The 26,899-nt window shown below is 47.5% G+C and carries 18 protein-coding genes and 3 pseudogenes; 7 read left to right on the forward strand and 14 right to left on the reverse strand.

Annotated elements, in window-relative coordinates; translation table 11 throughout:
• Nucleotides 1-54: 54 nt before the first annotated feature.
• The 8 genes from ON05_RS23475 to ON05_RS23510 all read right to left on the reverse strand — a co-directional run bounded on the left by ON05_RS23475 (nucleotide 55) and on the right by ON05_RS23510 (nucleotide 9,070).
• Nucleotides 55-726, reverse strand: a complete 672-nt coding sequence (locus ON05_RS23475) for a histidine phosphatase family protein (RefSeq protein WP_010477133.1) — start codon at nucleotides 724-726, stop codon at nucleotides 55-57.
• Nucleotides 727-740: 14 nt separating this feature from the next.
• On the reverse strand, nucleotides 741-2,066 hold the full coding sequence (locus ON05_RS23480) for an aminotransferase class I/II-fold pyridoxal phosphate-dependent enzyme (protein WP_010477131.1): 1,326 nt from the start codon (nucleotides 2,064-2,066) through the stop codon (nucleotides 741-743).
• Complete coding sequence (locus ON05_RS23485) at nucleotides 2,059-2,514, reverse strand: acyl carrier protein (protein WP_010477129.1); 456 nt, start codon at nucleotides 2,512-2,514, stop codon at nucleotides 2,059-2,061. The genes ON05_RS23480 and ON05_RS23485 overlap by 8 nt, the downstream gene beginning before the upstream one ends.
• A 366-nt stretch (nucleotides 2,515-2,880) precedes the next feature.
• A complete protein-coding gene (locus ON05_RS23490; RefSeq protein WP_029315458.1) occupies nucleotides 2,881-4,761 on the reverse strand; it encodes a fatty acyl-AMP ligase in 1,881 nt (626 codons plus the stop codon).
• A 13-nt stretch (nucleotides 4,762-4,774) separates the two neighbouring features.
• Complete coding sequence (locus ON05_RS23495; RefSeq protein WP_010477125.1) at nucleotides 4,775-5,557, reverse strand: aspartyl/asparaginyl beta-hydroxylase domain-containing protein; 783 nt, start codon at nucleotides 5,555-5,557, stop codon at nucleotides 4,775-4,777.
• Between the two features lie 73 nt (nucleotides 5,558-5,630).
• The gene (locus ON05_RS23500) at nucleotides 5,631-6,362 is read right to left on the reverse strand and encodes an aspartyl/asparaginyl beta-hydroxylase domain-containing protein (protein WP_010477123.1); all 732 of its coding nucleotides are present in this window, start codon (nucleotides 6,360-6,362) and stop codon (nucleotides 5,631-5,633) included.
• A 31-nt stretch (nucleotides 6,363-6,393) separates the two neighbouring features.
• Nucleotides 6,394-7,203, reverse strand: coding sequence for an aspartyl/asparaginyl beta-hydroxylase domain-containing protein (locus ON05_RS23505; RefSeq protein WP_010477121.1), 810 nt, complete (start codon nucleotides 7,201-7,203; stop codon nucleotides 6,394-6,396).
• Between the two features lie 73 nt (nucleotides 7,204-7,276).
• Complete coding sequence (locus ON05_RS23510) at nucleotides 7,277-9,070, reverse strand: fatty acyl-AMP ligase (protein ID WP_010477119.1); 1,794 nt, start codon at nucleotides 9,068-9,070, stop codon at nucleotides 7,277-7,279.
• 782 nt (nucleotides 9,071-9,852) lie between these two features.
• Between ON05_RS23510 and ON05_RS23515 the strand changes: the two genes are divergently transcribed.
• Complete coding sequence (locus ON05_RS23515) at nucleotides 9,853-10,866, forward strand: lysylphosphatidylglycerol synthase transmembrane domain-containing protein (protein ID WP_039781261.1); 1,014 nt, start codon at nucleotides 9,853-9,855, stop codon at nucleotides 10,864-10,866.
• A 128-nt stretch (nucleotides 10,867-10,994) separates the two neighbouring features.
• Here the strand turns inward: ON05_RS23515 and ON05_RS23520 are convergent.
• Nucleotides 10,995-11,351, reverse strand: a pseudogene (locus tag ON05_RS23520) (endonuclease domain-containing protein).
• A 101-nt stretch (nucleotides 11,352-11,452) separates the two neighbouring features.
• Here ON05_RS23520 and ON05_RS23525 point away from each other — a divergent pair.
• Both ON05_RS23525 and ON05_RS23530 read left to right on the forward strand, forming a co-directional pair.
• Nucleotides 11,453-11,633, forward strand: a pseudogene (locus tag ON05_RS23525) (ISAs1 family transposase); the annotation flags it as partial.
• A gap of 114 nt (nucleotides 11,634-11,747) precedes the next feature.
• Nucleotides 11,748-12,510, forward strand: a pseudogene (locus ON05_RS23530) (ISAs1 family transposase); the annotation flags it as partial.
• A gap of 36 nt (nucleotides 12,511-12,546) precedes the next feature.
• Here the strand turns inward: ON05_RS23530 and ON05_RS23535 are convergent.
• Nucleotides 12,547-12,990, reverse strand: coding sequence for a DUF2004 domain-containing protein (locus ON05_RS23535; RefSeq protein WP_039778935.1), 444 nt, complete (start codon nucleotides 12,988-12,990; stop codon nucleotides 12,547-12,549).
• A 166-nt stretch (nucleotides 12,991-13,156) separates the two neighbouring features.
• Here ON05_RS23535 and ON05_RS23540 point away from each other — a divergent pair, with 166 nt between their 5' ends.
• Complete coding sequence (locus ON05_RS23540; RefSeq protein WP_010469601.1) at nucleotides 13,157-13,615, forward strand: YaiI/YqxD family protein; 459 nt, start codon at nucleotides 13,157-13,159, stop codon at nucleotides 13,613-13,615.
• Here the strand turns inward: ON05_RS23540 and ON05_RS23545 are convergent.
• Together ON05_RS23545 and ON05_RS23550 are read right to left on the reverse strand one after the other, a co-directional pair.
• Nucleotides 13,600-14,220, reverse strand: coding sequence for a bifunctional 2-polyprenyl-6-hydroxyphenol methylase/3-demethylubiquinol 3-O-methyltransferase UbiG (locus ON05_RS23545; protein WP_010469599.1), 621 nt, complete (start codon nucleotides 14,218-14,220; stop codon nucleotides 13,600-13,602). The genes ON05_RS23540 and ON05_RS23545 overlap by 16 nt on opposite strands.
• A gap of 5 nt (nucleotides 14,221-14,225) precedes the next feature.
• Entirely contained in the window at nucleotides 14,226-15,098 is an 873-nt protein-coding gene (locus ON05_RS23550) for an alpha/beta fold hydrolase (protein ID WP_010469597.1), read from the reverse strand.
• A 192-nt stretch (nucleotides 15,099-15,290) separates the two neighbouring features.
• Between ON05_RS23550 and ON05_RS23555 the strand changes: the two genes are divergently transcribed.
• Together ON05_RS23555 and ON05_RS23560 are read left to right on the forward strand one after the other, a co-directional pair.
• A complete protein-coding gene (locus tag ON05_RS23555) occupies nucleotides 15,291-15,590 on the forward strand; it encodes a hypothetical protein (RefSeq protein WP_010469595.1) in 300 nt (99 codons plus the stop codon).
• Nucleotides 15,591-15,678: 88 nt separating this feature from the next.
• The gene (locus tag ON05_RS23560) at nucleotides 15,679-16,383 is read left to right on the forward strand and encodes a glutathione S-transferase N-terminal domain-containing protein (RefSeq protein ID WP_010469593.1); all 705 of its coding nucleotides are present in this window, start codon (nucleotides 15,679-15,681) and stop codon (nucleotides 16,381-16,383) included.
• A 205-nt stretch (nucleotides 16,384-16,588) separates the two neighbouring features.
• On the opposite strand, the gene ON05_RS23565 is transcribed toward ON05_RS23560, so the two are convergent.
• Together ON05_RS23565 and ON05_RS23570 are read right to left on the reverse strand one after the other, a co-directional pair.
• On the reverse strand, nucleotides 16,589-16,741 hold the full coding sequence (locus tag ON05_RS23565; protein ID WP_010469592.1) for a hypothetical protein: 153 nt from the start codon (nucleotides 16,739-16,741) through the stop codon (nucleotides 16,589-16,591).
• Between the two features lie 29 nt (nucleotides 16,742-16,770).
• Nucleotides 16,771-17,697, reverse strand: a complete 927-nt coding sequence (locus ON05_RS23570; protein ID WP_010469590.1) for a hypothetical protein — start codon at nucleotides 17,695-17,697, stop codon at nucleotides 16,771-16,773.
• A 229-nt stretch (nucleotides 17,698-17,926) separates the two neighbouring features.
• Between ON05_RS23570 and ON05_RS23575 the strand changes: the two genes are divergently transcribed.
• Nucleotides 17,927-26,821 (forward strand): PAS domain S-box protein, encoded by an 8,895-nt coding sequence (locus ON05_RS23575; RefSeq protein ID WP_175307182.1) that lies wholly within the window; start codon nucleotides 17,927-17,929, stop codon nucleotides 26,819-26,821.
• Nucleotides 26,822-26,899 lie beyond the last annotated feature (78 nt).

The following is a 26,899-nucleotide window of genomic DNA, read 5'->3' on the forward strand; positions in this document are numbered from 1 at the left end:
TCGCTGACTCAAAGATTGTCCTTAACGATAGAAATTGCCCTGGAACCCTCACCCTTAGCGATGAACAATTTGCCGTAATAGATAATTCCATATCTCTGGAATCGGGTGGCGAGGCTGGCTGAGATGGGAGGTTTCGCCCGTAAAAGCCATCTTCCATTCTCCCTGTTCACGAACCAGTTTGGTTAACCCACAGGTGGGAAAGCGAACGGGAGGGCGTTGATTGATCAGCCCCCAAGCCGCTCCCTTGCCAATTAACTCATGGGTAACAATCAGCAACGGTCCTGAAAAGGTGCCCACCAATTGCTGAAGTGCTTCTCCGGCTCGAGCGAGGGCTTCTTCTTCCGTTTCTGGAAAAAGCGGAATAATTTGGCTCTGGTAATGTCGATCAACCTGAGGGAAGCGATCGGCCATTTCACCGACAGGCAGTGGTTCGGGACGGCTTTTGAACAGATGGGAACTCATATGTTCTCCTAACCCAGCCTCTAAGTGGATGGGCAAATTTAGCTCCGTTGCTGTATGGGCGGCTGTCACAACGGTTCGTAAAAAAGGGGAAGCAACGATATGCGCAATGGATTCTGCCTTAAGACACTGGGCCAAGTCCTGGGCCTCCACAACCCCTGCAGCCGAAAGGCCTGGATCATGGGGACGGTCTGCCTGTTTGCGCCAGCCTAAGTCAGCATAATCTTGCCGATGGCCATGCCGCGCAATCCATACTACTTCAGACATATGGGCACCCCCAATTAGGCAGGGATTTCAGTCTCTATATGCGCTAGAGCAGTGGCAAGGGTCTCTACGGTTTGGCGAATTTGCGCCTCCGTATGGGTGCTGCTGAGGAAAAAGCGGAGTCTAGCTTCGTTTTGGGGCACCACCGGGAAGGTCATCGGCTGAACATTAATGCCTTGGTGAAATAGCTGCTGCGACAAATGCAGGGCTTTGAGGGTCTCACCCACCATCACGGGAATCACCGCTGAACCATGACTAGTACCGGTATTGAGTCCTTTCTCTTTCGCCAAGTCGAGGAACAACTGAGCCCGAGCATGGAGCCGAGCCACGCGTTCAGGTTCTTGTTTCAACACCTGCAACGCCGCCAAAGAGGCCGCCGTATTGGCAGGGGTAATGCCAATGCTATAGATAAATCCCGGTGCCGTACATTTGAGGTATTCAATCAGGGGCTGAGAACCGGCAATATATCCGCCACAGCTGGCAAAGGACTTACTCAGGGTGCCCATCCAAATATCAACGGTTTTAGGGTCAATGCCGAAATGCTCGCTAATGCCTTGACCATGCTCGCCCAAAACACCAATCGAGTGAGCCTCATCCACCATCAGAAAAGCCTTGTGGCGTTCTTTGAGTTCAATAAATTTAGGTAATTCAGGAATGTCGCCATCGGCACTGTAGACCCCTTCAATCACCACCAGAACTCGCTGATAGCGATGACGATGCTGCTTTAAGAGTCTTTCTAGATCGGCTACATCATTATGGGCAAAGGACATGGCCCGAGCGCCCGACAGCATACAGCCAAGAAAAATACTGTTGTGGCTATAGGCATCGTAAAGAATCAGGTCATTACGGCCAAATAAATGCCCAATGGTTGTGACGTTGGTACCGTGACCAGCGACATAGAGAACGGCGTCATCTACACCAATAAAGTCTGCAATTCCTTGCTCAAGCTCTAAATGTAAGGGTTTCTCACCAGAAACGGGGCGGCTGGCTGACACCGAAGTGCCGTAGCGATCAATGGCTTGTTTAGCGGTTTCAGAAACCGTCGGATGTCCGGCTAGTCCTAAATAGTTGTAGCTGGAGAAGTTGATCAGCTCTTTGCCATCAATGCGGGTGGTATCTCGGGCAATCCCTTCATGGACAGAGAAATAAGGGTTGCGGATATCATTCGCCTGCAGTTGGGCTTGTTGCTCTTTGAGCTGGAGATATTCAGGGTAGAGATCGAAGCGATAGTGCTCGGGAGGAATCTCAGGTTCGGCGTCGGCTTTTTTCTGCAATAATTCCGCCAGCAATTCGCGCTTTTCTTCTGCGGAGAGATGATCCAGGGAATTAGAGGAATTACTCATGGGCAACATTATGCTCTGACAACATCGCGTTCAGCAGGCCATCTACTTCATCGTCACTCAGTACATCCAATTTGGATAGGAGTTCATCGGCATCTGCGGGTAATGCTGAAGTAGTGGGAGAACTGCCTTCATTATCGGCTACTAGGTGCTCTGATAATTCACGAATATTGGAATAATCTAGAACCAGCATGGGATCCAAACGGCGACCCAGAAAATGTTCTAGTTCACCGGAAATATTGACGACTTCTACAGAGTTCATTCCGTAATCAATGAAATCCACATCGATATCAATTTCCTCTGGACTCATTTCCAAGGAAGTTGCCAAGTGTTTTTTTAACCAGGCTTGAATGTCTGCTAATTTAGGGGAAGTCTCCAGGGGCGAAACAGCGCCCTGAGGCTGCGCTTCCGCTACAGCGACCGTGCTTTGATAGTTATCCTGGATTGGCATATTGTTTTTACTCTAATTGCTTTAGACAACAGGTTAAACCGAATTGTGAATTTAAGTTAAAACTTCGGTTCATCATAAAAGATTTATTTAACAGCAACAAGGTGGCATGTAGAGATTAATCAATTGGCCCATTCTTTAAAAGTCTCAGAAACTAAATGTTCCAATCTCCTTAGTAATGCCGCTGATCGGTCTATCCCCTTGCTGTTATAGGGTAGTTATAACTTAGTCCAGAGAGGGGAAAAGTGATCAAGGTTGCGTTAGTCGGAACCGACTCATGGTAAGCATGGCTGATGTCCTTCCTGAGATAAGTGTGTAAGTTGAGACTGACTTTTTGCCTGCAAAAGTTCCAAGAATTGCTGTTTTCTTTTAGGCGCGGGGCACGCTCTTGGCCACGCTCTCTAAGTCTCCCTCTAGAAATTTGGCTCTACAGGTAAACCGCTGAATTTTACCACTAGAGGTCTTGGGAATACTGCCGGGTTTGAGCAACAACAGGGCATGAATCTGCAGGTCATGGTCTTTGGCAACAGCTCGACGGATTTGAGTGAGAATATCTTTTTCGACGGCGGCAGGTTCTGACTCTCCCGTCAGGCTGGTGGGGGGGACAAAATTATTGAGCTGAGGCGGTTGGGAAGAGGGCTTCTTGCCATTTTTTTGATAGCGGTTGATATAATTCCGCTCCAATTCCGCCACCACGACTAGCCGTTCTTCCCCGGCTTCCGTAATCGAAAATGCTGCAGCACAATTGGGTCGAATACCCGGATAGCTTTGGACGACGGTCAACTCAATGTCCTGGGGATAATGATTACGGCCATTGATAATAATCACGTCCTTTAAGCGACCGGTCACAAACAGCTCGGAGCCCACCAAAAAGCCATAGTCTCCGGTGCGTAAAAAGGGGCCAGCTCCGGTATCGGCTAAATGAGCCTGAAAGGTTTGCCGAGATACGTCCGATTGCCGCCAGTATCCCTGGGCAATGCTTTGGCCAGACACCCAAATTTCGCCGACTTCTTCGGCTGGACATTGTTGGAGGGTTTCAGGATTAGCAATCACAATTTCTTGACCTTGGAGGGCAGTGCCGCAGCCCACTAAGGTGCGAGCATCGGTATCTCCTAAGTGAGCAGAGACGACTTGATGTTGTTCTAAGGCTGCCCCTTGGACCGTTTTAAGCGCAGGTTTGGCCTGTCTCTGTCCCCCAGAAACGATCAGGGTGGCTTCGGCAAGGCCATAGCAGGGGAAAAAGGCTTCAGGCCGAAATCCGCAGGGAGCGAACTTGGTGGCAAAATCTTCGAGGGTTTGAGCACTGATGGGTTCTGCGCCATTAAAGGCCACCCGCCAAGAGCTTAGGTCCAGGGTTTCAAGCTGCTCTGGCTTGATCTTGCGCAGACATAAATCATAAGCAAAATTTGGCCCGCCGCTAGTGGTGGCTCGATAGCGAGAAATGGCTTGGAGCCAGCGAATCGGACTTTGCAAAAACATAAAGGGAGACATCAGGGCTACGGGGAATCCGCCGTATAAGGGCTGCAAAATCCCGCCGATTAAACCCATATCATGGTAGGGCGGTAGCCAAATCACCCCTTGGCACTGGGAACTGTGCTCAAAGCATTGGTGAATCAGCGCCAGGTTCTGCAACAGATTGTGATGGGTAATCATCACCCCTTTGGGCGTTGCGGTTGAGCCAGAGGTGTATTGAAGAAAGGCTAAATCTTGGCCCTGGGGATGAATCTCTTGCCAAGCTTGACGGGGTTCGGTGACGCTAAGGCTATCGGTGGCCAACCACTTTAGGGCCCTTAACTCTGGGGCATCAATCAACTGTCGTTCTAGCTTCGACAGAATTTGAGAGGTGGTCAGGGCAAAAATGGCTTGGGAGTCCGCGATCACACTCTGCAAGCGCATCAGGGAGCGATTCGGGCGGGGTGGATAAATGGGGACCGCCGTAACGCCTGCATAGAGGCAGCCAAAGAAAGCGGCAACATACTCTAATCCGGGCTGATAGACCAGTAGAGCGCGATCACCGGGTTGACAGGCAGACTGTAGCGCAGCTGCGATCGCACGGGCTTTGGCATCCAACTCCGCATAGGTCAGATGGAGGGTTTCTTCCTCGCCATCCACTAAAAAGGTGAAGCCTTGATGGCTAGGCTGGTGAGCGGCTCGATAGCGGAGTAAATCCACCAAACTGTCCACCTTTGGCGGACCCGTTGCTTCGACCTTGGCATCCCAATTTTTTGTTTCAGCCACGTTATACTCCATCCTGACTACAGGATTATGAATTCGTTTTCGATTTGAACAGCCCTTGTAACCGCTGGTCCCATTTCTTTTGATTGGTCTCGGCATCCTTGATATAGGGAGACCAGGCAATCAGCTGAATAATAAATTGATTCAGCAGGGATGCAGGGAATTTGAGGGGACGGACAATATCAACAAAAAGAACCACCCGAACTTCGTCGGTATTATTCCAGGCTTCGTGCTCGAAGGAGTCATCGAACACGAGGCTCTTGCCTTCTTGCCAATGGCGGACATCTTCTCCCACTCGAATCCCACAGTCTGAGGCAGCCTCAGGAATGATCAAGCCCAAATGGTAGCGCAGCACCCCATTAAACGGACCTCGGTGGGGTGGGATTTGCTTTTGGGGCAGCAAAATCGAGAAAAAAGCCGTCTTCACCCCGGGGATACTGGACAACAGCTTGGCCGTTTCCGGGCAGAGGCGACAGTTTTGCTCTGCCGTCACTCCATAGGCATAGAAGAAAAAGGTTTTCCAGCGCTGATCATTGGTGATGTTGTACTGATCCGGGGAAATATCTTGAAAATTTGGTAGGTCGTCTCTATATTTAAGAATCTCATCGAGTTCCTTGCGAATCACCTGCCAGTTATCTTCGAAGGTTTTGACCCATGCAAACTGATCAGGATCGAAGAAGGTTGAGTTGCCCACTAAAGAAGAGGTTCGGATGATCCGCTCCAACTGACGCAACAAGCCTTCTCCTGCTTTGAGGGCAACCTCACGGTTCTTGGTTTTGAAATCGGTGTAAAACTGGCTCAATGCACTCATAAGTTAGGGCTTAGAAATCAACAATCGGGCGCATTAACACTCCAGCCAATGTACACCATGATCTGTCACGACGCTATTGGGTCCCTTTCGCAGCCAATACGGCATCCAATCGCTTGTCCCATTTCTTTTGATTGGCGGCTGCGCCTTGAATATAGGGGGACCAAGAGAAGAGTTGAATCACGGCTTGGTTCAGCAGAGAGATGGGAAATTTGACGGGTCGGACCACATCCAAGAACAGGACAACGCGCACACTATCCGTGTCGTTCCAGGCCGTATGTTCGAAGGAATCATCGAAGACGAGACTTTGGCCTTCTTGCCAATGGCGAATATCCTTACCGACACGAATACCGCATTGGTCTGTGGCCTCCGGCACCATCAACCCGAGGTGATAGCGCAGCACCCCGTTATAGGGCCCCCGATGAGGCGGGATGCGCTGATGGGGCAGCAAAATCGAGAAAAAGGCAGTTTTCAACCCCGGAATTTGTTCGATCAGCCGGGTGGTTTCCGGGCAGCGATCGCAATTCTTTTCGGCTTTAATCCCGTAGGCGTAGAAGGCGAACATTTTCCACTGGGTATCTTTGGTGAGGTCGGCGTCATACTCCACCAACTCTTCAAAATTGGGCAATGCCTCTTGATATTGAAGAACCTGTTCCAGTTCCTGACGAATGGTTCGCCAGTTCTGTTCCAAAAGAGGGACCCAGCTAAATATTTGGGGGTCAAAGAAGGTTTTGTGGCCCACAAGGGACGAACGCGAAACCAAACCCCCAATATGCTTGCGCATTAAAGTTTCGAGAAATTCTTTCACAGGACTGTATTCCAATGATGTGTTGACTATATTAATCAATCCTTAACGTTTGATGCCTAACGCTGGCATCAGAATGTTTCATAATCGCGCCTAGGCGCTGTTCCCACTGGTTTTGAAGCTTTTTAGCATCCTGGACAAAAGGCGACCAGGAAATTAGGCGAATCAGGGTCTGATTGAGCAGCGAGACAGGAAATCGCAGGGGGCGGATCACATCAATAATCAGGACAACCCGCACCTCGTCGCTATCGTTCCAAACCTCATGGGGAAATCGATCATCAAAGACTAACCCCTGCCCCTGCTGCCAATGGCGAATTTGGTCTGCCACCCGGAGACGACATTGAGTTTCTGGTTGAGGCACTTTCAGGGCCAGATGGTACCGAACCACCCCCTTAAAGACCCCGCAATGCTCGGGAATATGTTTATGGGGCAGCAGGATAGAGAAAAAGGCCGTTTTCATGCCCGGAATCGATTCAATCAGCTGGCTGGTTTGAGGACAGCGGGCGCAGTTCTGGGCCGCTTTCACCCCAAAGGCATAGAAGAAGAAGGTCTTCCAGCGATCGTCTTGGGTGAGACGATACTGATCCGGCGATAAATCTTGGAAATTGGGCAGCTCATCTTGATATTGGAGAATATCCTCCAATTCTTGGGCAATGGTGGGCCAGTTATGTTCTAGCTGCTTGACCCAGGGGAACGGTTGAGTCTCGATAAACGGCGTATTGCCCACTAGGGAGTGGGACTCGATTAGACCTTCGAACCGCCGCAGGAGCTGCTCGGCTGCCTTGAGAAAGCGTTGGCGAATTTTGGCCTGCCAATTTCCATCCGGTTGACTGAGAACATTCATAGCACTGGAGTTTTGGGGTAGACAATCGGTCCTTGGCTTGCACCAAGGAGGACAATATTCGGGGAACTTTAAATTACGGTTGATTCGCAGCCATAGGCGCCATCAAATCGGAGATATTACCTTGGGTTTCTTGTTTCCACTCGGCAACCGGTTGAAAGCTGCTTTCTAAAAATTTAGTCCGACAAGCACGGCGTTGAATCTTGCCACTAGAGGTTTTGGGAATTGCACCTGGCTTGAGGAGCAATACGGCATAGACTTCAGCCATATGGTCCTCGGCAATGGCTAAACGAATCGCTCCGATAACCTCTTCGACGGGGAGGCGTCGGAAAAAGTTTCGTTCCACCTCATGGACAATCACCAAATGCTCTTCACCATTCAGGGGAATGGAAAAAGCGGCACCATGATTGGGTCGGAGAGCAGGATGACATTGCTCCACGGTCTGTTCAATCAGCTGGGGATATTGGTTCCGACCCCAGATAATCATCAAATCTTTAATCCGGCCCGTGATATAAACTTCGCCATCCTGAACAAAGCCTAAGTCTCCGGTCCGTAGGAAGGGGCCTTCTCCGGTATCGGCTAAGCGGGCTTGAAAGGTCTCGGCGGTGACGTCGGGTTTGTTCCAGTAGCCTTTGCCCACGCCATCCCCGGCAACCCAAATCTCACCGACTTGATTTTCCGCACATTTAGTCAGGGTATCGGGATTTGCGATCGCAACCTGATCCCCTAACCACATACGACCACAGCCGATAATCGCCTGGGCCTTGTCTGACGCTGGCTCTACAGGAACCACCTTGTTTTCGGCCAAAGCCGTACTGTCAAGATAACGAACGATGGGGGGCTCCGACTTTAGGCCCCCAGAGATAAAGAGGGTGGTTTCAGCCATACCATAGCAGGGATAAAAGGCTTCTCGCCGGAAACCACAGGGACCAAAGAAGTCCACAAATTGATCCAGGGTATCGGCTTTGATCGGTTCTGCCCCGGAAAAGGCCACTTCCCATTTGCTTAGATCCAACTGGTCTCGCTGCTGCGGCTTCACCTTCTGGCAAAGTAAATCGTAGGCAAAATTGGGACCGCCGCTGGTGGTTGCCCCATATTTGGATACGGCCTCTAACCACAAAATCGGTTTTTGGATCAGGGCAATCGGCGACATCAGGGTGACCGGGAAGCCACCATATAAAGGTTGGAGGACGCCCCCGACCAGCCCCATATCGTGGAATAGGGGCAGCCAAATCACCCCCTGACTCTGGTCGGAATGGCCAAAGCTCTCATAGATCATCTTGGAGTTATGGAGCATATTGCCATGGGTGACCATCACCCCTTTCGGATCTCCGGTGGAACCCGAGGTGTACTGCAAGAAGGCGAGGGTATCGGTCTCTAACTCCGGCTGAGTCCAGGCAGAGGCTTGATCCGTGGGTACGGTATCCGTTGCCAGCCAGGTGAGCTGATTCAAATACGGGGCTAAATCAGGATTCTTTTTGAGCTGGTTTTTCAGATGCTCTAAAAATCCTGCCGTGGAGACCAGCACCGTGGCTTCTGAGGCTTTGGCCCGGATTTGAAGTTTGGCAATGGCTTCGGGCTTCCGGGGTGGATTATCGGTGACGGCCACCACTCCGGCATAGAGACAGCCAAAAAACGCGGACACAAATTCCAGTCCGGCATCGTAGGGATAAACGACCAGAACGTTGGTGCCTCGGGCGGTTAGGGCCTGTATTGCGGCTGCAATTGCCCGAGCCTGCAAATCCAAGGTGGCGTAGGTGAGGGTCCCGGATTCGTTTTTGCCGTCGGCCAAAAAGGTATAGGCCGTTAAATCAGACTGGAGCTGAGACCGCTCTCGCAGTAAGTCGACTAGGGTTGAAGGTTGGGTCATAGGGTCAAAATCTGCAGTAGCAAAATCCTAAATTTGAGCATATAAACCCGCTAGTACTTACATCACAATGAAGGCGGATCTGCATCACATTACTGTAGTTTAGGGATGCTTTAGACTTCAAGTATTCTGGCGTACAGTTGGCAGTGAATGGCTCTTCCTTGGACGTGCCATTGCCCCTCTAGTTCCTTCTAAAAGATGGATTTGACGATCAACTGTGACGGTCAATTTTGTTGCATATGCGACCCAGAAATCACATTTTCACTGTCCATACTAGCGATAGTTAATGATGAGTGAGGATGCGTTTTTGGCTTAAGTCCCAGGCAGGGAATTCCTCAGTTTTGAAGCTGTTGCATCGCACTTCTCAGACCTTGCTGCCAAGACAAATGCTCCCTAAAAAGGGATAATGGCAACAAAATACAAGGAGGATTAAGCCTCTAAAAGTCTGTTCACCTTGGAGAAATCAACCCTTAGAAATAATGACTTCCCTGGATTCACGAGGGACAAGTTTAGATCTAAAAAAACAATCCATTTCTATTGGTTAATCTAGGCTTTGATTGTCCAGGCCACAGAATGATTCTACTCAAAACCTCAACGCGTTTGCATAGAGAGATGATGCAGATAACTTTTTCCCAAAGTAAAAAGAATGATTGGAGAATTGGCGATCAGCATCTCTAGGCAGAGTATTAGACCCATCAGTGGAGAAGGAGACGAATCTTGCAGATATCAAAGTTGTTATTCCCCCATTCAACCGCTCATGCCAAGTCTCATCTTGCTGCAAACCAATGAATAAGTTTTGGCATAAGAAAACGTTTGTCCGTCTCTTAATGCTGTTTTGCGTTGGACTTGGACTCGCTTTTCTGTTTCAAAAAATCAATCTCCAAGGCCGTGATTTGCTAGAAGCATTTCAACGGTTTAGTCCCGAAATGCTCGTGCTAATGCTAGGGGTTACATTAGTGCAAATGGTGTTTCAGGTAACTCGCTTATGGGTGCTTTGTCCCCAAGCGGCTGGGGTGAGTTGGGCACAAGCGGCGAATACCTATGTATCAGGCCAGTTTATTGGCAATTTTGTGCTTAGCCAAGCTGGACATGCCGTCAAAATTGCCCTGTTGCGCAAGGATAAAGATGCGAAGGGCCGCAAGATTGATGCGGCTGAAGCCACGGCGGTTATTTTAGTGGATAAGGTGCTGGATGTTGGCATCTTGGTCACCTTAGCAGTGCTATCCGCCTTACAAGTCTCTGTCGGGCTACCCCAGGTTGATTGGTGGGAGAAAGGCATTATTGTTCTGATCGGCATTCCTTTTCTGGGGATTGCCTTGTGGGCACTTCAGCGAAGTTTGCGCCAACGGTTCCCCAAACTACGGCAGTGGCTTCGTAAGTTTAAGGTCGGACTGGCAGTGATTCGTAATCCTCTCCAAATTCGCAATGCTGCGGTCATGGACTTGGGGGATTGGTTTACGGAATGTCTGCTGCTGCAGCTATTGTGTATGGCTCAAGGCCATGTTCTGTCCTTACCACAGCTTTTAATTTGTCTGTTTATTCTGAATCTGGGGCTGACGGTGCCAACCACGATGGCGAACTTGGGCACCTATGAAGCGGCCTTGGCGTTTTCTCTGAATGGTATGGGGGTTCCTTTGGCACAAAGTGTCGTGATTGCCACGATGTTTCATGCCTACCAGCTGTTTGGATTACCGGTGTGGATGTTTATCCAAAAATTGAGTGTTCGCTTCTCACCCAAGTTGGATTCTGCGGTGCCTATTCCTGTCCCTCAAGAGCGGCCTAAAGTTACGTCCAAGTAATTTCTTACAGGATAAAAATTAAAGCCGTTGCCCTCTGTCGTCATCATGAGCCGCGTTGAGAAGCTGTTTTGGACGCTCAGTTAAACTTTGCATTCGCTCCCTAACTCCCCCATCTTGGGGGACTTTGACTATCGATCAATACTTTTCTTACTCGCATATTGGATATGCTGAAGTACAGGATCTAGGTGGTGCATAACGTCTGAGTTATGGAATCGGATTACTCGGGAACCAAGCTGGTTGAGCTGCTCAGTACGGGCTTTATCGTATTCCACCTGCTGATTGTGGATGTCGCCGTCTAGCTCAATCACTCATCGGCATTGGGGACAGTGAAAATCGACAATGAACGAGCCAATGGCGTGTTGGCAGCGGAATTTTAGACCGCTGAGTTGACGTTTTTGCAGTGCTTTCCACAGCTTTTGTTCTGCGGTCGCCGGATTTATTCTTAGTCGTCGCGCGGCGGCAATGGCTGGGGTCGTGCCGCGAATGTGGTGGTGTTGCGTCTGCTATTCTCGCATCTTGTTACCCCTAACCCTGTCTCCCATCTCGGATAATCATAAATCTCAAAGTCCCCCAGAATGGGGGATTTAGCGATTATCGCCAGCCTTTAAGTGAGCTATTGGGACTTGAGAGCCTCGAAGTTCCGTCTCACTGTACCTTTCGTCGAGTGATGATGGGGCTTGACTTCCAAGCGTTGAGCCACCAATTTGAAGCATGGATGCTCTCGAAAGCCCAGACTCACTCTCCCGATAATTATGCAGCCTCCATTAGACCTCTTGCATAATTCAACTAACGACATGGTAGAGGACTTAAAATTCGAGTCAGATCGCGACATTTTTTGCATAAGTAGCACATCATGAAACGAATATTGCAAGAGGTCTATTGATGGCAAACGGATTCGTCAGGGGCTGACAGATGCCAAGGGGAAGCAGCGTTTTGTAGGGTTGGTGAGTTTATTTGCGGTGGAAGCAAGCATCACCCTCAAGCTCGAAGCCCTCACTCAGGAGGATAATAGCGAAATCAAAGTCGTGCAGGCTTTGTTGGAAACCCTTCAACTCGATGGCTTGCTGATTACCATGGATGCCTTACACGCCCAAAAAAACACTTGAGAAGATTGTGGCCTCGGGTAATGACTATCTTGTGGCGGTCAAATCCAATCAGGGAAGACTTTACGACCACCTCCAGACTTACTTTGAGTGTCTTATACCTCTGGCTGAGCACACCCACTCCACCCAAAGTAGAGGACGAGATGAACATCGGTGTATCCAGGTTTATGAGCCTGTTGGCATAGCCCTACAAGAATGGACAGCAATTCGCTCTGTACTTTGTGTCCAACGATGGGGTACTCGCAAAGGAAAGGAGTATCACAATACCGCCTATTACATCAGTTCAGCTGCCACCTCACCCCAGCATTGGCAATCTCTGGTCCGAGAACATTGGGGCATTGAAAATCGGTTGCATTGGCCGAAGGATGTTGTTTTTGGCGAAGATGATTATCGACTCGAAGATGAACAAGCACTGCTCAATTGGTCAGTGCTTAGAACTATTGGGATTAATATCCTGCGGCTAAACGACTATCAATCCCTCAAAACCGCGATGACTAAGCTGGCTAATCGGGTCGATATTATTTTTTCGCTGCTAACTTAAAACAGCCCTGTGTTGTACATGCTTCTTGCGCTCTTTTTAGCTCTCATGGGTAATATCAATTAGAGAGCTATCATGATTTAGCATGACAGACAGGAATCTATCACTTAAATCATTCGGGAATGTGAAGTCAAATACTGAGTAGCACTCATTGCTTGGGTAGATCCCTACTCTCATGAGGACAAGCGTACCAAGCTCTAACCTCAGTCCATAATCCTTAATCAAGTCTTGGTGGCACTCAAAATATTCAACGATTAACTCATCATCTTTAGCTAAGTGATTTAGATATTTCTGGGCAATTCTTATATTCTGTGGAAGGAGACTCAAAAAGACTTTTATCTGGTGGAGTTTAACCTCTTCCAAACTTGATATCTCAAAGTTTAAGTCCAATTCAACTGGTTTTTCGTCAAATTGAATTTTGGTTTCAAGATAGTCAGGTAGGTTCTGATGATCGATTTTCCCAAAGTAAGGTATTTCAAACATAGTTATCCAAGCAACCTGTCCATATAAATGTGATAAGGGGTAAAGACCTAATAGGATAAAACGTTTGACTAGCTGTATATCTCCATACTTCCTTTTCCTAATCCGTATAATGCTGATACGCATCAGATAGCAGGGACTACATCAGAAATAGAACGGGAAAGAAATTATGAAAATTTGGGTTGATGCCGATGCCTGCCCGAATGCAATCAAAGAAATTCTGTATCGAGCTGCAAGGCGAGTCAAAATTCACGTAACGTTGGTCGCGAATCAATATATTAACCCTCCTGCATCCGATTATATTGATGCGGTTCAAGTCCCTACGGGCTTTGATGGCGCTGACAACCATATTGTGGAACATCTCCAGGCTGGCGATCTCGTGATCACGGCTGACATTCCCTTGGCCGCTGCTGTCATTGAAAAATTAGGCCATGCCCTCAACCCCCGAGGTGAGCTGTATACGCAAAACAACATGCGAGAACGACTCTCGATGCGTAACTTTATGGAAGAGATGCGAGAAGGTGGACTGGTCACGGGTGGACCACCGGCATTAAATCAACGAGATCGACAACTGTTTGCCAATCAGCTCGATCGATTTTTAGCTAAACATCATCACCCCCCAGCCTGAGGTTTAACCGCCACAATCACCACCCAAGACTGTTGATCTTGGGGAAGTCCCGGCGGTCGGTAGTAATGCTCCACTACGGTGAACCCAGCTGCTTGCACCAAAGGGGCGAGGGTTGCATATTCCCAATAAGAGACAAACCGCTGACCGGAAGGGCGATTGACAAAGCCCTCTTGCTTACCTCGGGCCATGGATAACACAATGGCCCCTTCAACCACTAAGGATTGCCACAAGTTATTGAGGACCGACTCCATTGAAGCTTGGGGGACATGCAGTAAAGACGCATTGGCAAAAATCCCGTCAAAATAGCAGTCTGGCAGATCTAGATCCAGAAAGGTTTGCTGCCAAACTTCACAGCCTATTTGCTGAGCCATCTCCACAAAGGCGGGAGTGGCATCTAAACCAATTGCTTCATGCCCTTGTGATTTAAACGCCAAGAGATCGCGACCGGGGCCGCAGCCTAAATCTAAGATGCGACCCGGATTGTGGGGCATCCATTTCACTAACGCCTGTCGGTTCTGGGAGACATCATGGTCCCAAGTTCCTTCTCGGAAGCTGTTGGCAGTAGCCTGATATTCAGCAATGGTGATATTTTCGTGGGATTCCACTCGGCTCAAACCATCAAAAAGGTGCGCATATATTGATTGACCAGCTCCGGCTGTTCTTGTTGGATCCAGTGGCTACACTGACTGAGATAGTGTAGTTCAAGATCGCGAACATAATCTTTAGTACCATAGGTGAGTTCCTTACCCAGGGCAAAGTCATCTTCTCCCCATAGCAGCAGAGTAGGAACGTCCAAGACTCCCCACTCTTTTGGCTTCAAGAGCATATCAAGGTTACTGCGATAGTAGTTGATCATGGCAGTGAGGGCACCTCGCTTGGCCGCAGCGTTTTTATACGCTTCTAAATCGGCAGGGCTAAAGGCATGTTTATTGGTCGCCCGTTCTGAAAACATAGATGCGATCGCACGGTAGTCATTAGCCTGAAACATTAGCTCCGGCAACATCGGCACTTGGAAAAAGCCGATATACCAGCTCCGCAGCATTTGTTGGGGATTACTGCGTAGCGCTTCTTGGAACTTGGCGGGGTGGGGCAAGTTCATAATGATCAGTTTGTGCAGCATCTCTGGGTGAGCATAGGCGAATTGCCATGCGATCGCACCACCCCAATCATGAGCGACCAAGATGCACTGGTCATAGCCCAGCCCTTGAATCACCCCCTGCACATCCTTAATCAGCTCTGCCATGCGATAGGCACTGATATCCTGGGGCTTTTCACTATCGTTGTACCCTCGCATATCCAAGGCCACAACTTTATAGTCCTGGGCAAAAACAGGAATTTGATGTTGCCAAGAATACCAAAATTCTGGGAAGCCATGGAGCATCAGCATTAATGGCCCTTCCCCCTGGGTCACATAATGTAACCGCACCTGGTTAGTGGTGATGTATTCATGTTGAAAAGCGGATCCTAGCTCATTGTCAGCCATAGCTTTAAGAAGATTCAGCTTATCTAGAGTTATCGTGTTTTTGAAAGGCCAATATTGCGATTATGAGGCATCCTTCCATAAATTCAAAGTTCCAGGCTGATGCCTATTCCTGCCATCTGGATTAGTGATAATGACTATCATAAGTAGGGGGTATGAATGTCCCCATGGATAGACACCTAATTTCACCCAGGAATGGATCAAGGCAAAGCACCCATCACGGTTTTCTTATCTTTAATCTTAGGGGTACTCGCTTATTTCCTCTGGATTAAAACACCAATAGGCCACCACATCGTCTTTAAACAATCTGAGATCCTGCGGGGTGACATTGCCAAAATTTCGGTTGTGCCCAATACCTTTACCAATTTACGAATTTATTTATTTGCCTACAGCGTTAAGCAAACCCTTTTTTGGGTGAAGCTGCTTGGCCCATTTGTGGCTGCAGCAGGATTATTGATCCTGGCCGCGACTGCTCTTTTTTCGCCAGAGGAATAAGTTAGCATCCATACATCATCATTGCCCTGATCTAGAACAGGGTAGACTCTATTCCCTAACGCCCCTCGCCGTTCTGCCTGTTTTCACCATGATTGAGCTATATTATTGGCCCACTCCCAACGGACATAAGATAACCCTATTCCTAGAGGAAACTGGGCTAGAATACGAGATTAAGCCCATCAATATTGGGACTGGAGATCAGTTTCAGCCAGAGTTTCTCAAAATCTCTCCCAATAATCGGATTCCTGCCATCATTGACCATGCTCCTGCGGATGGCGGTGAACCTGTTTCAGTCTTTGAATCTGGCGCTATCTTGTTGTACTTAGCAGAAAAGGCCAAAAAATTTCTGCCGAACGATATACGGCAACGCAATATTGTGCAGGAATGGCTATTTTGGCAAGTAGGGGGATTAGGGCCAATGGCTGGGCAAAACCATCACTTTTCTCAATATGCACCAGAAAAGCTACCCTATGCCATTACCCGATATGTGAATGAAACAAATCGATTATATGGCGTTTTAAATCTGCATCTCCAAGGGAAAGACTTTATTGCCGGTGACTACTCCATTGCCGACATGGCCTGTTATCCCTGGGTTGTGCCCTACAAATGGCAAGGTCAACAGTTAGAGGACTTTCCGGAGATTGACCGCTGGTTTCAGCAAATTGAACAGAGACCTGCTACCGTCACCGCTTATGAAAAAGGCAAGCAGATTAGCCAATCAGCCCAATTGACCGCCGAAAAGAGAAAAGTCTTATTCGGCCAAACGGCAAAAACTCAATCGTCGCAAGTTTGAGTTGATAGTGGCAAGGCGGGGGCCAGGCTAGCAGACAAAACAAATCTCCCGGTCCAGTACAGAACCAGGAGATACATAAAGGTTATTTAGAGTGTTAATCGCTTTGAAGCGGAAATAAGCTCGATTCAATGAAGCCAGGATTCTTAACAAAGAATTTGCTAGGAATCTAAATTAATTTATTAATTCAAAAGGCCAATGGTGACGCTTAGTTTAGTCCGCCTAAGCTAGCCAATAGATCATAAGCTTGGTCGGGAAGTGCGAAGGGTCCCATCTTCTGCAAGTCATCCATACTGACTTGAGTTAATTCTTCAATCGCTCCATGAATCTCTAATTTAGGGGAAGTCCAGGCTTTTTTCATGCTCATTTCACTTGTTCCGCGACGGAACTCTATTTTACCACTTCACACTTTAGCGAATATTTCCCAGAATGGGTACTCTTTATATGGTCTTTTAAGAATTCAGCTAATTTCGAAAGCTGGTTCAAGTCCCGTGGACGCCTTAGTCTATACAGATTTACATGCTTGACCAGTTGAGCTGCTTGCTTAAAATGGCGGCGGTCTCGAACCGGCAACACGGACTTTAAGCCAGAAAACCTGAGTAGTTCAATAATGGCTTGCTGCTGGGGCACGGGTTCAATAGACCAGTCTTCTCCATATTCCAAAATGTACAAATTCTGAAGGTCATAAGCTTTGGAGGAGCTGGCTATCGAAAATGCGAAAGCAGATTCTTCAGTCGTCGATATCGAGGAGACCAACTGGAGCTGAGCGGCAGCGGTTGCAGACAACTTCATCTTGGGGACACCCGAATAGAGCGAGGCGTTGTCTATATTGACATGAACGGCTGTTAAATCATCCGTGATACCGATCCATCCCTGATCTACCGATGCGGCCAAAGCGGATGATTTACCCGCCCCCGAGTCTCCAAGAAAGGCAATGGCTATGTTGTTAATAGCGACTGCGCTCGCATGCAAAATATAGAGTCCTCGTTGATGCAGCAGAACGGCCAGCACAACACCCAATAATGCCTGGCAGATGGATTCTTGTTCTGCACCTTGGGTACAAACGAGGACTATTTTGCACCCCCCTTGAACAATAAAAACACCGATACCCCGTAGATAAACTAAGGCATCCGTTGGATCAATTTGGATCGCAATGGGCTGTTGGGCAACCCCTGGGGGGATAAAGTCATGGATACAGCCATCCGTCACCAGCTGAATCGTGGCATCTGGCTTCTGGTCTGTAGGCAATAATTCTGGTAAGTCTGGAATAGAAAAGGTTGATTGAAAAATCAGACCATAGAGCTGATAAAAATGCATATCGAGAGAGGGGACACTAAGGGATAGAGGCTCGCCTCTCGTGCTTGGAGAAAGTGGAGAGTTTTAGAGCGATGCTTTGACAGGGGGCCGAAACAGGTCAGAAATGAGTTGGGAAATTGATTGGCTCCAAATAATAATCTAACTCGCATCAGGAATTAGGGTTGAAAGTATACCTTTGTGGGCATGCTCAAAAGTAATGGACCTTGTGGGAAAAATGGATCTTTCTGACATGCGCCTGACTCCAAGTGCTCGTTTGAGCGGATATACTCCCCTTGAAATGCTGCATGAGGGACAGAAGACGCGGGTCTATCGGGCCTTACGGGTCATTGATCAGCAACCTGTAGTCATCAAAACTACGCCTCCTCAAGTGATCTTAAGTTTTTCCGATCACCTTGCCTTTCGGAATCAATTCACTATCAGTCACAACTTAGATCATCCTGGGATTATCACGACCTATGGTCTAGAGTCCTACGATCAGACCTATGCCCTGGTGATGGAAGATATCCAGGGGATTCCCCTTTCACAATTCTTACAGTCTTCTATTTCTCTCAAAGTTGGGTTAAAGATTGCCCTGCAATTGGCAGACGTACTTCATTACCTCGGTCAACAGCGTGTCTTACACAAAGACATCAAGCCTGCCAATATTCTGATCCATCCTCAAACGCTTCAGGTTAAGCTGATTGATTTTGGGATTGCGTCCCTTTTACCCAAAGAGACTCAAGAGATCAAAAATCCTAATTCATTAGAAGGAACTTTAGCCTATATGGCCCCGGAGCAAACGGGACGTATGAACCGGGGAATTGATTTTAGAAGTGACTTTTATGGCTTGGGTGTAACGCTGTTTGAATTGTTTGCAGGTCAGCTTCCGTTTCAAGCAGATGAGCCCATGGAGTGGCTCCATTGCCATATTGCTCAAGAACCCCCTTCCCTGACTCAGTTTGGGGTACCAGAAGCTATTGCAACTATCGTGGCTAAGCTCCTGGCTAAAAATGCTGAAGATCGTTACCAAAGTGCGTTGGGGTTGAAGCATGATTTGGAACATTGTCTTTTTCAGTGGACTAATAAAGGAGCAGTTGAGCCGTTTGAGGTTGGGCGGAGAGATGTGTGCGATCGCTTCTTGATACCCGAAAAACTCTACGGTCGGGAAAAAGAAGTACAAACCTTGCTAGACACCTTCGACCGTGTGGTTGAGGGTAGTTCAGAACTTTTGTTGGTGGCAGGTTTCTCTGGCATTGGCAAAACGGCAGTCGTCAATGAAATCCACAAACCGATTACTCGACAAAAGGGCTATTTCATTAAGGGCAAATTTGACCAGTTCAATCGGAATATTCCTTTCGCTGCATTTGTACAAGCTTTTCGTAGCCTGATGGGACAACTCCTCGGTGAATCAGATGCAGCACTAGACCAATGGAAATCGAGAATCCTAGCTGCGGTGGGCAATAGTGGTCAGATCTTGATTGAGGTGGTTCCAGAACTTGAGCAGATCATTGGTAAACAACCTGCTGTGCAGGAATTAGCAGGGGAGGCAGGGCAAAACCGATTCAACTTAGTATTTAGCAGGTTTGTAGAGGTATTAGCTACCCAAGAACATCCTCTTGTGATCTTTTTGGATGATTTGCAGTGGGCAGATGCAGCCTCGCTGAATTTACTCAAATTGATTATGGAGGGTGTTGGATTAGACATAAACACAAAACACCTGCTCATGGTAGGGGCCTATCGAGATAATGAAATATTCTCGGCTCATCCCCTTATGTTGGCCTTGGAAGAGATCGACTCATATGTGGCCATTCAAACCCTTACTTTGCCTTCCCTCGAAGCCCTTTCTATTCAGGAGATTGCGGTAGATACACTGCATTGTCCAGAAGAAACAGCTATCCCCCTTTCCCAACTTATTTACCAAATAACCCAGGGGAATCCTTTTTTCTGCATTCAGTTTTTACAGGAACTCTATCAAGCAGGTCAAATTTTCTTTGACTATGAGGTAGGGCATTGGAAATATAACTTACACAAAGTACATCAGCTGGCTTTCAATACTGATTTACTAGACTTCATGGTAGCAAGGCTTCGAAAACTACCACTATCTACCCAAGAAATCATAAGACTAGCAGCATGCATTGGCAATACTGTCGATTTAGACACTCTAGCCACTATTTCCAGGCAATCTCCAGGTCAGATAACTGAGCACTTGTGGACTGCTTTACAAGGAGGATTTATCGTTCCAGCGTCAGAAAACTATAAGTTTTTCTATGGGAATAGTGTATCTTCCCTGGCGATTGAAGCCCCATCAACATACCACTTTGCCCATGATCGGATTCAGCAAGCTGCCTATTTATTGCTACCAGATGAACTGAGGATAAAAACTCATTACACGATCGGCCAGTTACTGTTAGCCCGCACCCAAGAGCATCAAATTGACAACAACATATTTGAGATTGTCTCTCACCTCAATATCAGTAGCGAACAATTGAATACAGAGACGGAGATACGTGAACTCATTAAGTTGAATTTGCAAGCGGCTGACAAGGCACTCATATCAACCGGATATTCCACAGGATTAAGATGTATTTGCACTAGCATCACGCTACTGCACAAATTAGGAAATGATATTTGGTCTGTTAATCGTGAGTTGGCATTGTTGTTGCATGAGAAAGCAGCAGAATTAGCGTATCTCAGTGCTGACATCGCCACTATGGACGCTTGTATTGAGGAGGTTCTGCTGCATGCAACCACGACATTAGAAAAAGTCAGTGTATATAAGACTAAAATTCAAGCTCAAACCGCTAGTCGTCAACCCTTGTTAGCGGTTCGAACGGCCTTGAAAATTCTAGACGAATTAGGCGTGAAGATTCCTCTGTATCCATCTGATGCAGATATTGAGGCGATATTAAACAAGACTCAAACGGCGCTGTTGGATCTATCCATAGACCGATTACTAGACCAACCCATTAATCAAAACCGTAGACAACTTGCTATCGTCGAGATTCTAGGTGTAGTTCATTCCGCCGCCTTTTTTGCCGCACCTCAACTGATATCTATAGAAATTTGTACCCGTCTCGGTATTTGTTTGCAGTATGGTCACTGCCCAGAATCAGCTCATACGTATGTAGATTATGGTTTGCTGTTATGTGGAGTCTTGAACGATATTGACTCTGGATATCAGTTCGGAGAGTTAGCTCTGGCGATCACCCATCAATTCCCCCAATCTGGAATACAGGCTCGGGCTAAAGTGGTACATTTTTTCGGTGTTGCCCATTGGAAAATACCTCTAAACTCACTCGTCGCCCCCCTCAAACAAGCTTATGGGGAAACGCTGGAATCGGGGGATTTAGAGTTTGCAGCCTACGCAGCCTTTGAAATTTGTGCAACCTCATTTCTGGCAGGAAATAGCCTCGATGAGATCAAACCAACCATAACTACCTACTGTGATGCCATCACTCAACTTCGCCAGAAATCACAACATGGGTGGAGTCAAATTTACTACCAAACAGTCATCGTACTTATAGCAGGCAACAAAACCCCCTGGAATTTAACAGACGATCAATTTGATGAATCCGCTCTCTGTAAGCGCTATCAGGCAGAAGGAGAAGGACTAGGCACGTTCGTCTTGCATACCAATAAAATGATGCTGGCTTACTTGTTTGGGGCTTTAGAGGTAGCGGCTGATAATGCTGATGTGGCTCAGCAACATACGGCTAGTGCTACCGCCATGGTCATCCAGCCTATTTTCTACTTTTATGATTCTCTTGTGCAGCTAGAACGGTCGGCATTGCTAGCAGATTCCAAAAGACAAGAGCAGCTGATGCAGAGGGTTAAAGGGAATCAAGAGAAGTTTAAGATGTGGAGCACTCATTGTGCCGCTAACCATCAACATAAATATGATTTAGTTGAAGCCAAGAAAGCTGAATTAGAGCAGCTATATGCTGAAGCCATTCATCTCTATGATCTGGCAATATCTGGCGCTAAGGCTAACCATTTTCAACAGGAAGAAGCCCTTGCAAATGAACTTGCTGCCAAGTTTTACCTCGCCTGGGGGAAAGAAAAAGTGGCTGCTAGCTACATGCAAGAGTCTTATCACTGTTATTCCCGCTGGGGAGCCAAAGCTAAAAGCAACGATCTTGAACAGCGTTATCCTGAGTTGCTCCAACCCATTCTCCAGAAAGCTTCTCAGATTTTCAGCCCATTGGACACCCTTACAAGCTTCTCTTCACCTAGCCTATCCATTCATTCTTCTGCTTCAGCTCAATCAACGCACAACAGCATCAATACAGCATTCGATTTGGCCGCGATTCTCAAAGGTGCTCAAGCCCTTTCAGAGAGTTTACACCTGGATCAATTACTAGAAAAACTCGCGCCGATGATGCTACAAAATTCTGGTGCAGATCGATTGATTCTACTGCTCCCTGAAGCCGATAGCACTTGGCATGTCAGAGCCACTGCGACCCCTGAAATGATGGAACTGTCTTCAGCTCCTCTGGCGGATCACCCGGATCTACCCCTACAACTGATTCAGTTCGTTAAAAATACTCAAGAAGCGCTGGCGATTGATGATTTAAAGACCGATTTACCGATCATTGATCATTATCTTGAAACCCATCAACCTCAAAGTGTTCTGTGTTTGCCGATTCTGCATCAAGGGCATTTGAATGGACTGGTGTACTTGCAGAACCAATTGGCGTCGGGGGTATTTACATGCGATCGCATCACCGTCCTTAACTTCCTCTGTTCCCAAGCGGCTATTTCTCTAGAGAATGCTCGTTTGTACCAACTCGAACAAGATAAAGCTGCGCAATTAGCCGAATCAGAACACCGTCTGCAAACTTTATTTGATCAGGCGGCAGATGCGGTGTTCTTGTTGGGCGATCAAGGCTTTATTGACTGCAATCAGGCGGCGGTTGATCTGCTGCAATATGCCCATAAATCTGAATTATTATCCCTCCACCCCTGCCAAATCTTGCCAGAGAGGCAGCCCAATGGTCAACGGTCTGCTGATCACGTTCAGGCGATCATGCAGGCCGCCCTAGACCAGTGTTTTCTCCGATTTGAGTGGGTCCATCAACGTTCCAGTGGAGAACACTTTTGGGCAGAAGTGACCCTCACGCCCATCCAATATCAGGAAGAAATGATCTTCCACTGTACCCTTCGAGATATTGGCGATCGCAAACAGCTAGAGCAAGAACAAGCCCGTCTTACTGCCGTTCTCGAAGCCACACCCGATTTTATTGGTATCTCCAATGCTAAAGGTGGGGACGTATGGTGTAATCGTCAGTTGGCGAACCTTCGCCCTGATTTGATGGCCTTAAGCCAACGATGTATTGCCGACTTTCATCCCCCATGGGTGAACGAATTAGTAGCCAGCGAAGTCATACCGACCGCAATCCAGCATGGCAGTTGGTCTGGAGAATTAGCCGTCTTAGATACCGAGGGGAATGAAATACCGGTTTCTCAAGTTGTGATTGCCCATAAAGCAGCGGATGGCACCGTTGAAAACTTTTCAACCATCATGCGAGATATTCGCGATCGCAAAATTGCGGAGGCCAACTCTCATCTACTGGCATCCGTGGTTGAATCTTCCAATGACGTGATTTTAACGAAGACCTTAGATGGCACCATCACCAGTTGGAATCAAGCAGCCACCGACTTGTTCGGATATTCGGAAGCAGAAGCGATTGGCCAATCTATCTTAATGTTGTTTCCACCGGATCGACATCATGAAGAAACCCACATTCTGACTTGTCTTAAAGAGAAAAAAAGCATTGAGAACTTTGAAACTGTTCGACTTCACAAACAGGGGTATCCCATTGATATATCAGTCACCATCTCCCCTCTGGTAAATGGCCAGGGTGAGGTAATAGGGGCATCAAAAATCGTCAGAGATATTCGCGAACGCAAAATTGCGGAGGATGCTTTACGACAAAGTGAAAGTAAATTCCGTAACCTGCTCACAAATTTAGATGGCGTGGTTTATCGCTGCCAAAACGATGCAAATTGGACCATGGAGTTTATGAGTGATGCAGTTACAGCTTTGTCTGGCTATCCGGCTGCAGACTTTATCGATAATCGCCACCGCAGCTACACTAGCATTATCCATCCCGATGATATGGAATGGGTGGATCAAGCCATTAACGAACAACTGACTCGCCATCAACCCTTCTCCCTGGAGTACCGTGTGATCCACCGAGATGGTTCAATTCGCTGGGTGACGGAAAAGGGGAAGGGCATTTTTAATGCCGACCATCAACTCCAACATTTAGAAGGTGTGATCGTTGATATTAGCGATCGCAAACATACAGAACTGGCCCTTCAACTCAGCGAAGCCCGAGCCAATGCAGCCTTCGATCAGGCTGCCTTGGGTATTGTGGAAATCAATAATCAAACGGGTAAGATTTCCCGGGTTAATAACTATATGTGCGGCTTGCTGGGCTATAGTCACCTTGAACTACGACAAAAGACCGTTGCCGACATCACCCATCCTGATGATTTGTCCGAATCTCATCAATTGATGCAGCTCCTTCAGAAGGGAAAAATTGGTGACTTTACAACCGAGAAACGATATCTCCGAAAGGACGGTGGCATTATTTGGTCATCAACCACCGCTACCCTCGTGGAAATGGGAAATGGAGAAGCCCAGTATTCCCTAGGGATGATTCAAGATATTGGCGATCGCAAAGCCGCAGAACTGGCCTTGAAGGATAGTCAGGCTCAATTTCGACGGATGACCGAAAACGTACCGGGGATGATCTATCGCTACGTCTTACACCCGGATGGTCGGAATGAGCTGACCTATATCAGTTCTCAGGTTCGGGAAATATTTGAAATAGAACCCGAAGTGGCACGCCAGGATGCGAGCAAGCTCTGGGAGCGGGTCCATCCCGATGACCTTGCTTTTGTCCAATCTGAGGTTCAAGCCTTTCACCAAACCTTGCAATCAACGCCGATTGAATGTCGTCTTCTCCTGCCCCAAAAAGGACTGTGCTGGATTCAACTGATCGCTCGCATCGAACGATTGGATAATGGCGATACCGTCTGGGACGGCGTTGCTCTAGATATTAGCGATCGCAAAGCTGCAGAAGAGAACCTGCGCTTTAGTGAACAACGGTTTCGGCGGGCGATTGAGGATGCCCCTTTCCCGATTATGCTGCATGCCGAAGATGGTGAAGTTCTTCAAATCAACACCACCTGGACAGAACTCACGGGCTATACTCACCCCGAGATTCCCTCCACAACCACTTGGGCTCAGCGGGCCTATGGAGAAGATGCGGACCGGGTGATTAAAGAGGTGATGGCCAAAAAGTACGCTTTAACCTCTCGATGGGAAGAAGGTGAATTTACCATTCACACCAAAGCGGGCGATCAGTGCCGTTGGCAGTTTAGTTCTGCGCCCTTAGGGACTTTACCGGATGGTCGACGAATTGTCATTTCCATGGCAGTGGATGTTACCCAACGACGTCAAGCTGAAGATGAATTAGAACAAGCCAATCAACAGCTCGAGGAATACTCCCACACTCTGGAGCAAAAAGTTGAGGAACGAACCCAGGCACTCCAAATAGCCAAGGAACAGGCGGATGGGGCCAACCAAGCGAAGAGTGAATTCCTAGCCAATATGAGCCATGAACTTCGCACCCCTCTCAACGGCATTTTAGGCTATGCCCAAATCCTCAATCGGTCTTCAACATTAAAGGAACAAGAACGTCACGGCATTAAAGTTATCCACCAATGTGGTTCCCATTTACTCAGCCTGATTGATGACATCTTAGATCTAGCCAAAATTGAAGCCCGTAAGTTGGAAATAGTGCCAGTTGATACCTACTTACCCACGGTGCTTCACAGCGTGGTCGAAATGTGCAAAATCAAAGCTCAGCAAAAGGGGATAGATTTTGTTTATACTCCCCAGGGCCTACCTGTAGGGGTCAAGGTTGATGAAAAATGTCTGCGGCAAGTATTAATCAATTTATTAGGCAATGCCATCAAATTTACGGATTATGGCTCGGTCACTCTCCAAGTTGAAGTTTTGAACACCACTGACCTGGAAACGTCACTTCTATTTCAGGTCATCGATACGGGTATCGGGATTGCTGAAGCAGATCTCTCCAAACTCTTTGATGCCTTTGAACAAGTTGGAGCCCGTGAACGACGAGCAGAAGGCACAGGTTTAGGACTGGCCATCAGTCAGCGTATTGTTCAACTGATGGGCAGCAATATTCAAGTCAAAAGCCAAGTGGGAATAGGAAGCGAGTTCTCCTTTAAGGTCGACCTCCCTCTCACGGAGAATCGGGTTCAATACCAAGTTATTCTCAACAACCACGATCGCATTATCGGCTACCAAGGTGAGCGCAAACGGATTCTCGTGGTTGATGACCATGAGGACAATGTCGTGATGCTAGCCAATCTCTTGAAACCCCTCGGATTTAATGTAGACGTGGCCCATAATGGCTTAGAAGCATTGGAAAAGCTCAGCCATCACCCAGATTTAGTCCTCACGGATTTATCCATGCCCGTAATGGATGGATTTGAGTTATTACTCCATATTCGTGGCAAGGCCGATCTCCAAACCCTCAAGTTCATCGTTTCTTCAGCCTCAGTTGATCCCATTCACCATCAACAAGCGTTAGATATGGGTAGCGATGCTTTTCTCGCTAAACCCATTGATACCCAAGCTTTATTTCAGACCTTTTCCGAACAGCTTAATTTGGATTGGATTTACGAAGCGCTAGCCCCCTCGCCCGAGCAGATGGAGGTTGCTTCACCAGAAATAATGTCTAACGCAACCCAAACCGTAAAAAGCGCTTCGCCAACGGCTCAACCGAACTTAATTACCGACCCGTCAGGCTTGTCAGACGTTGATGGGGAGAGAACATCTCCAGTCCTTCTTAACTCTCCTACCAAGGAAAAAGAATCATTTTCAAACCTAGTTTACCCACCTAAAGAGATCTTAGACAAACTAGTAGGCATGGCCAATAAAGGTAGTATATTTGAAATCAAAGATGAGTTATTAGACATTCAAATGTCCTGCCCAAAATATCAATTCTTTTGCCAGAAAATATTACATTGGTCAAACCACTTTGAACTGAATAAAATTCAAGCTTTTTTACAAGATGCTTACAACAATCATCAAGAAAGTAGATAGAAAAAGTTGTCTATCTCATCGCCCTATTTACTAGGCTAATTTCTTCAGATAAGAGAGTTGAAATCTGATCTCATTTTC

This window comes from Acaryochloris sp. CCMEE 5410, assembly GCF_000238775.2.
GTDB lineage: Bacteria > Cyanobacteriota > Cyanobacteriia > Thermosynechococcales > Thermosynechococcaceae > Acaryochloris.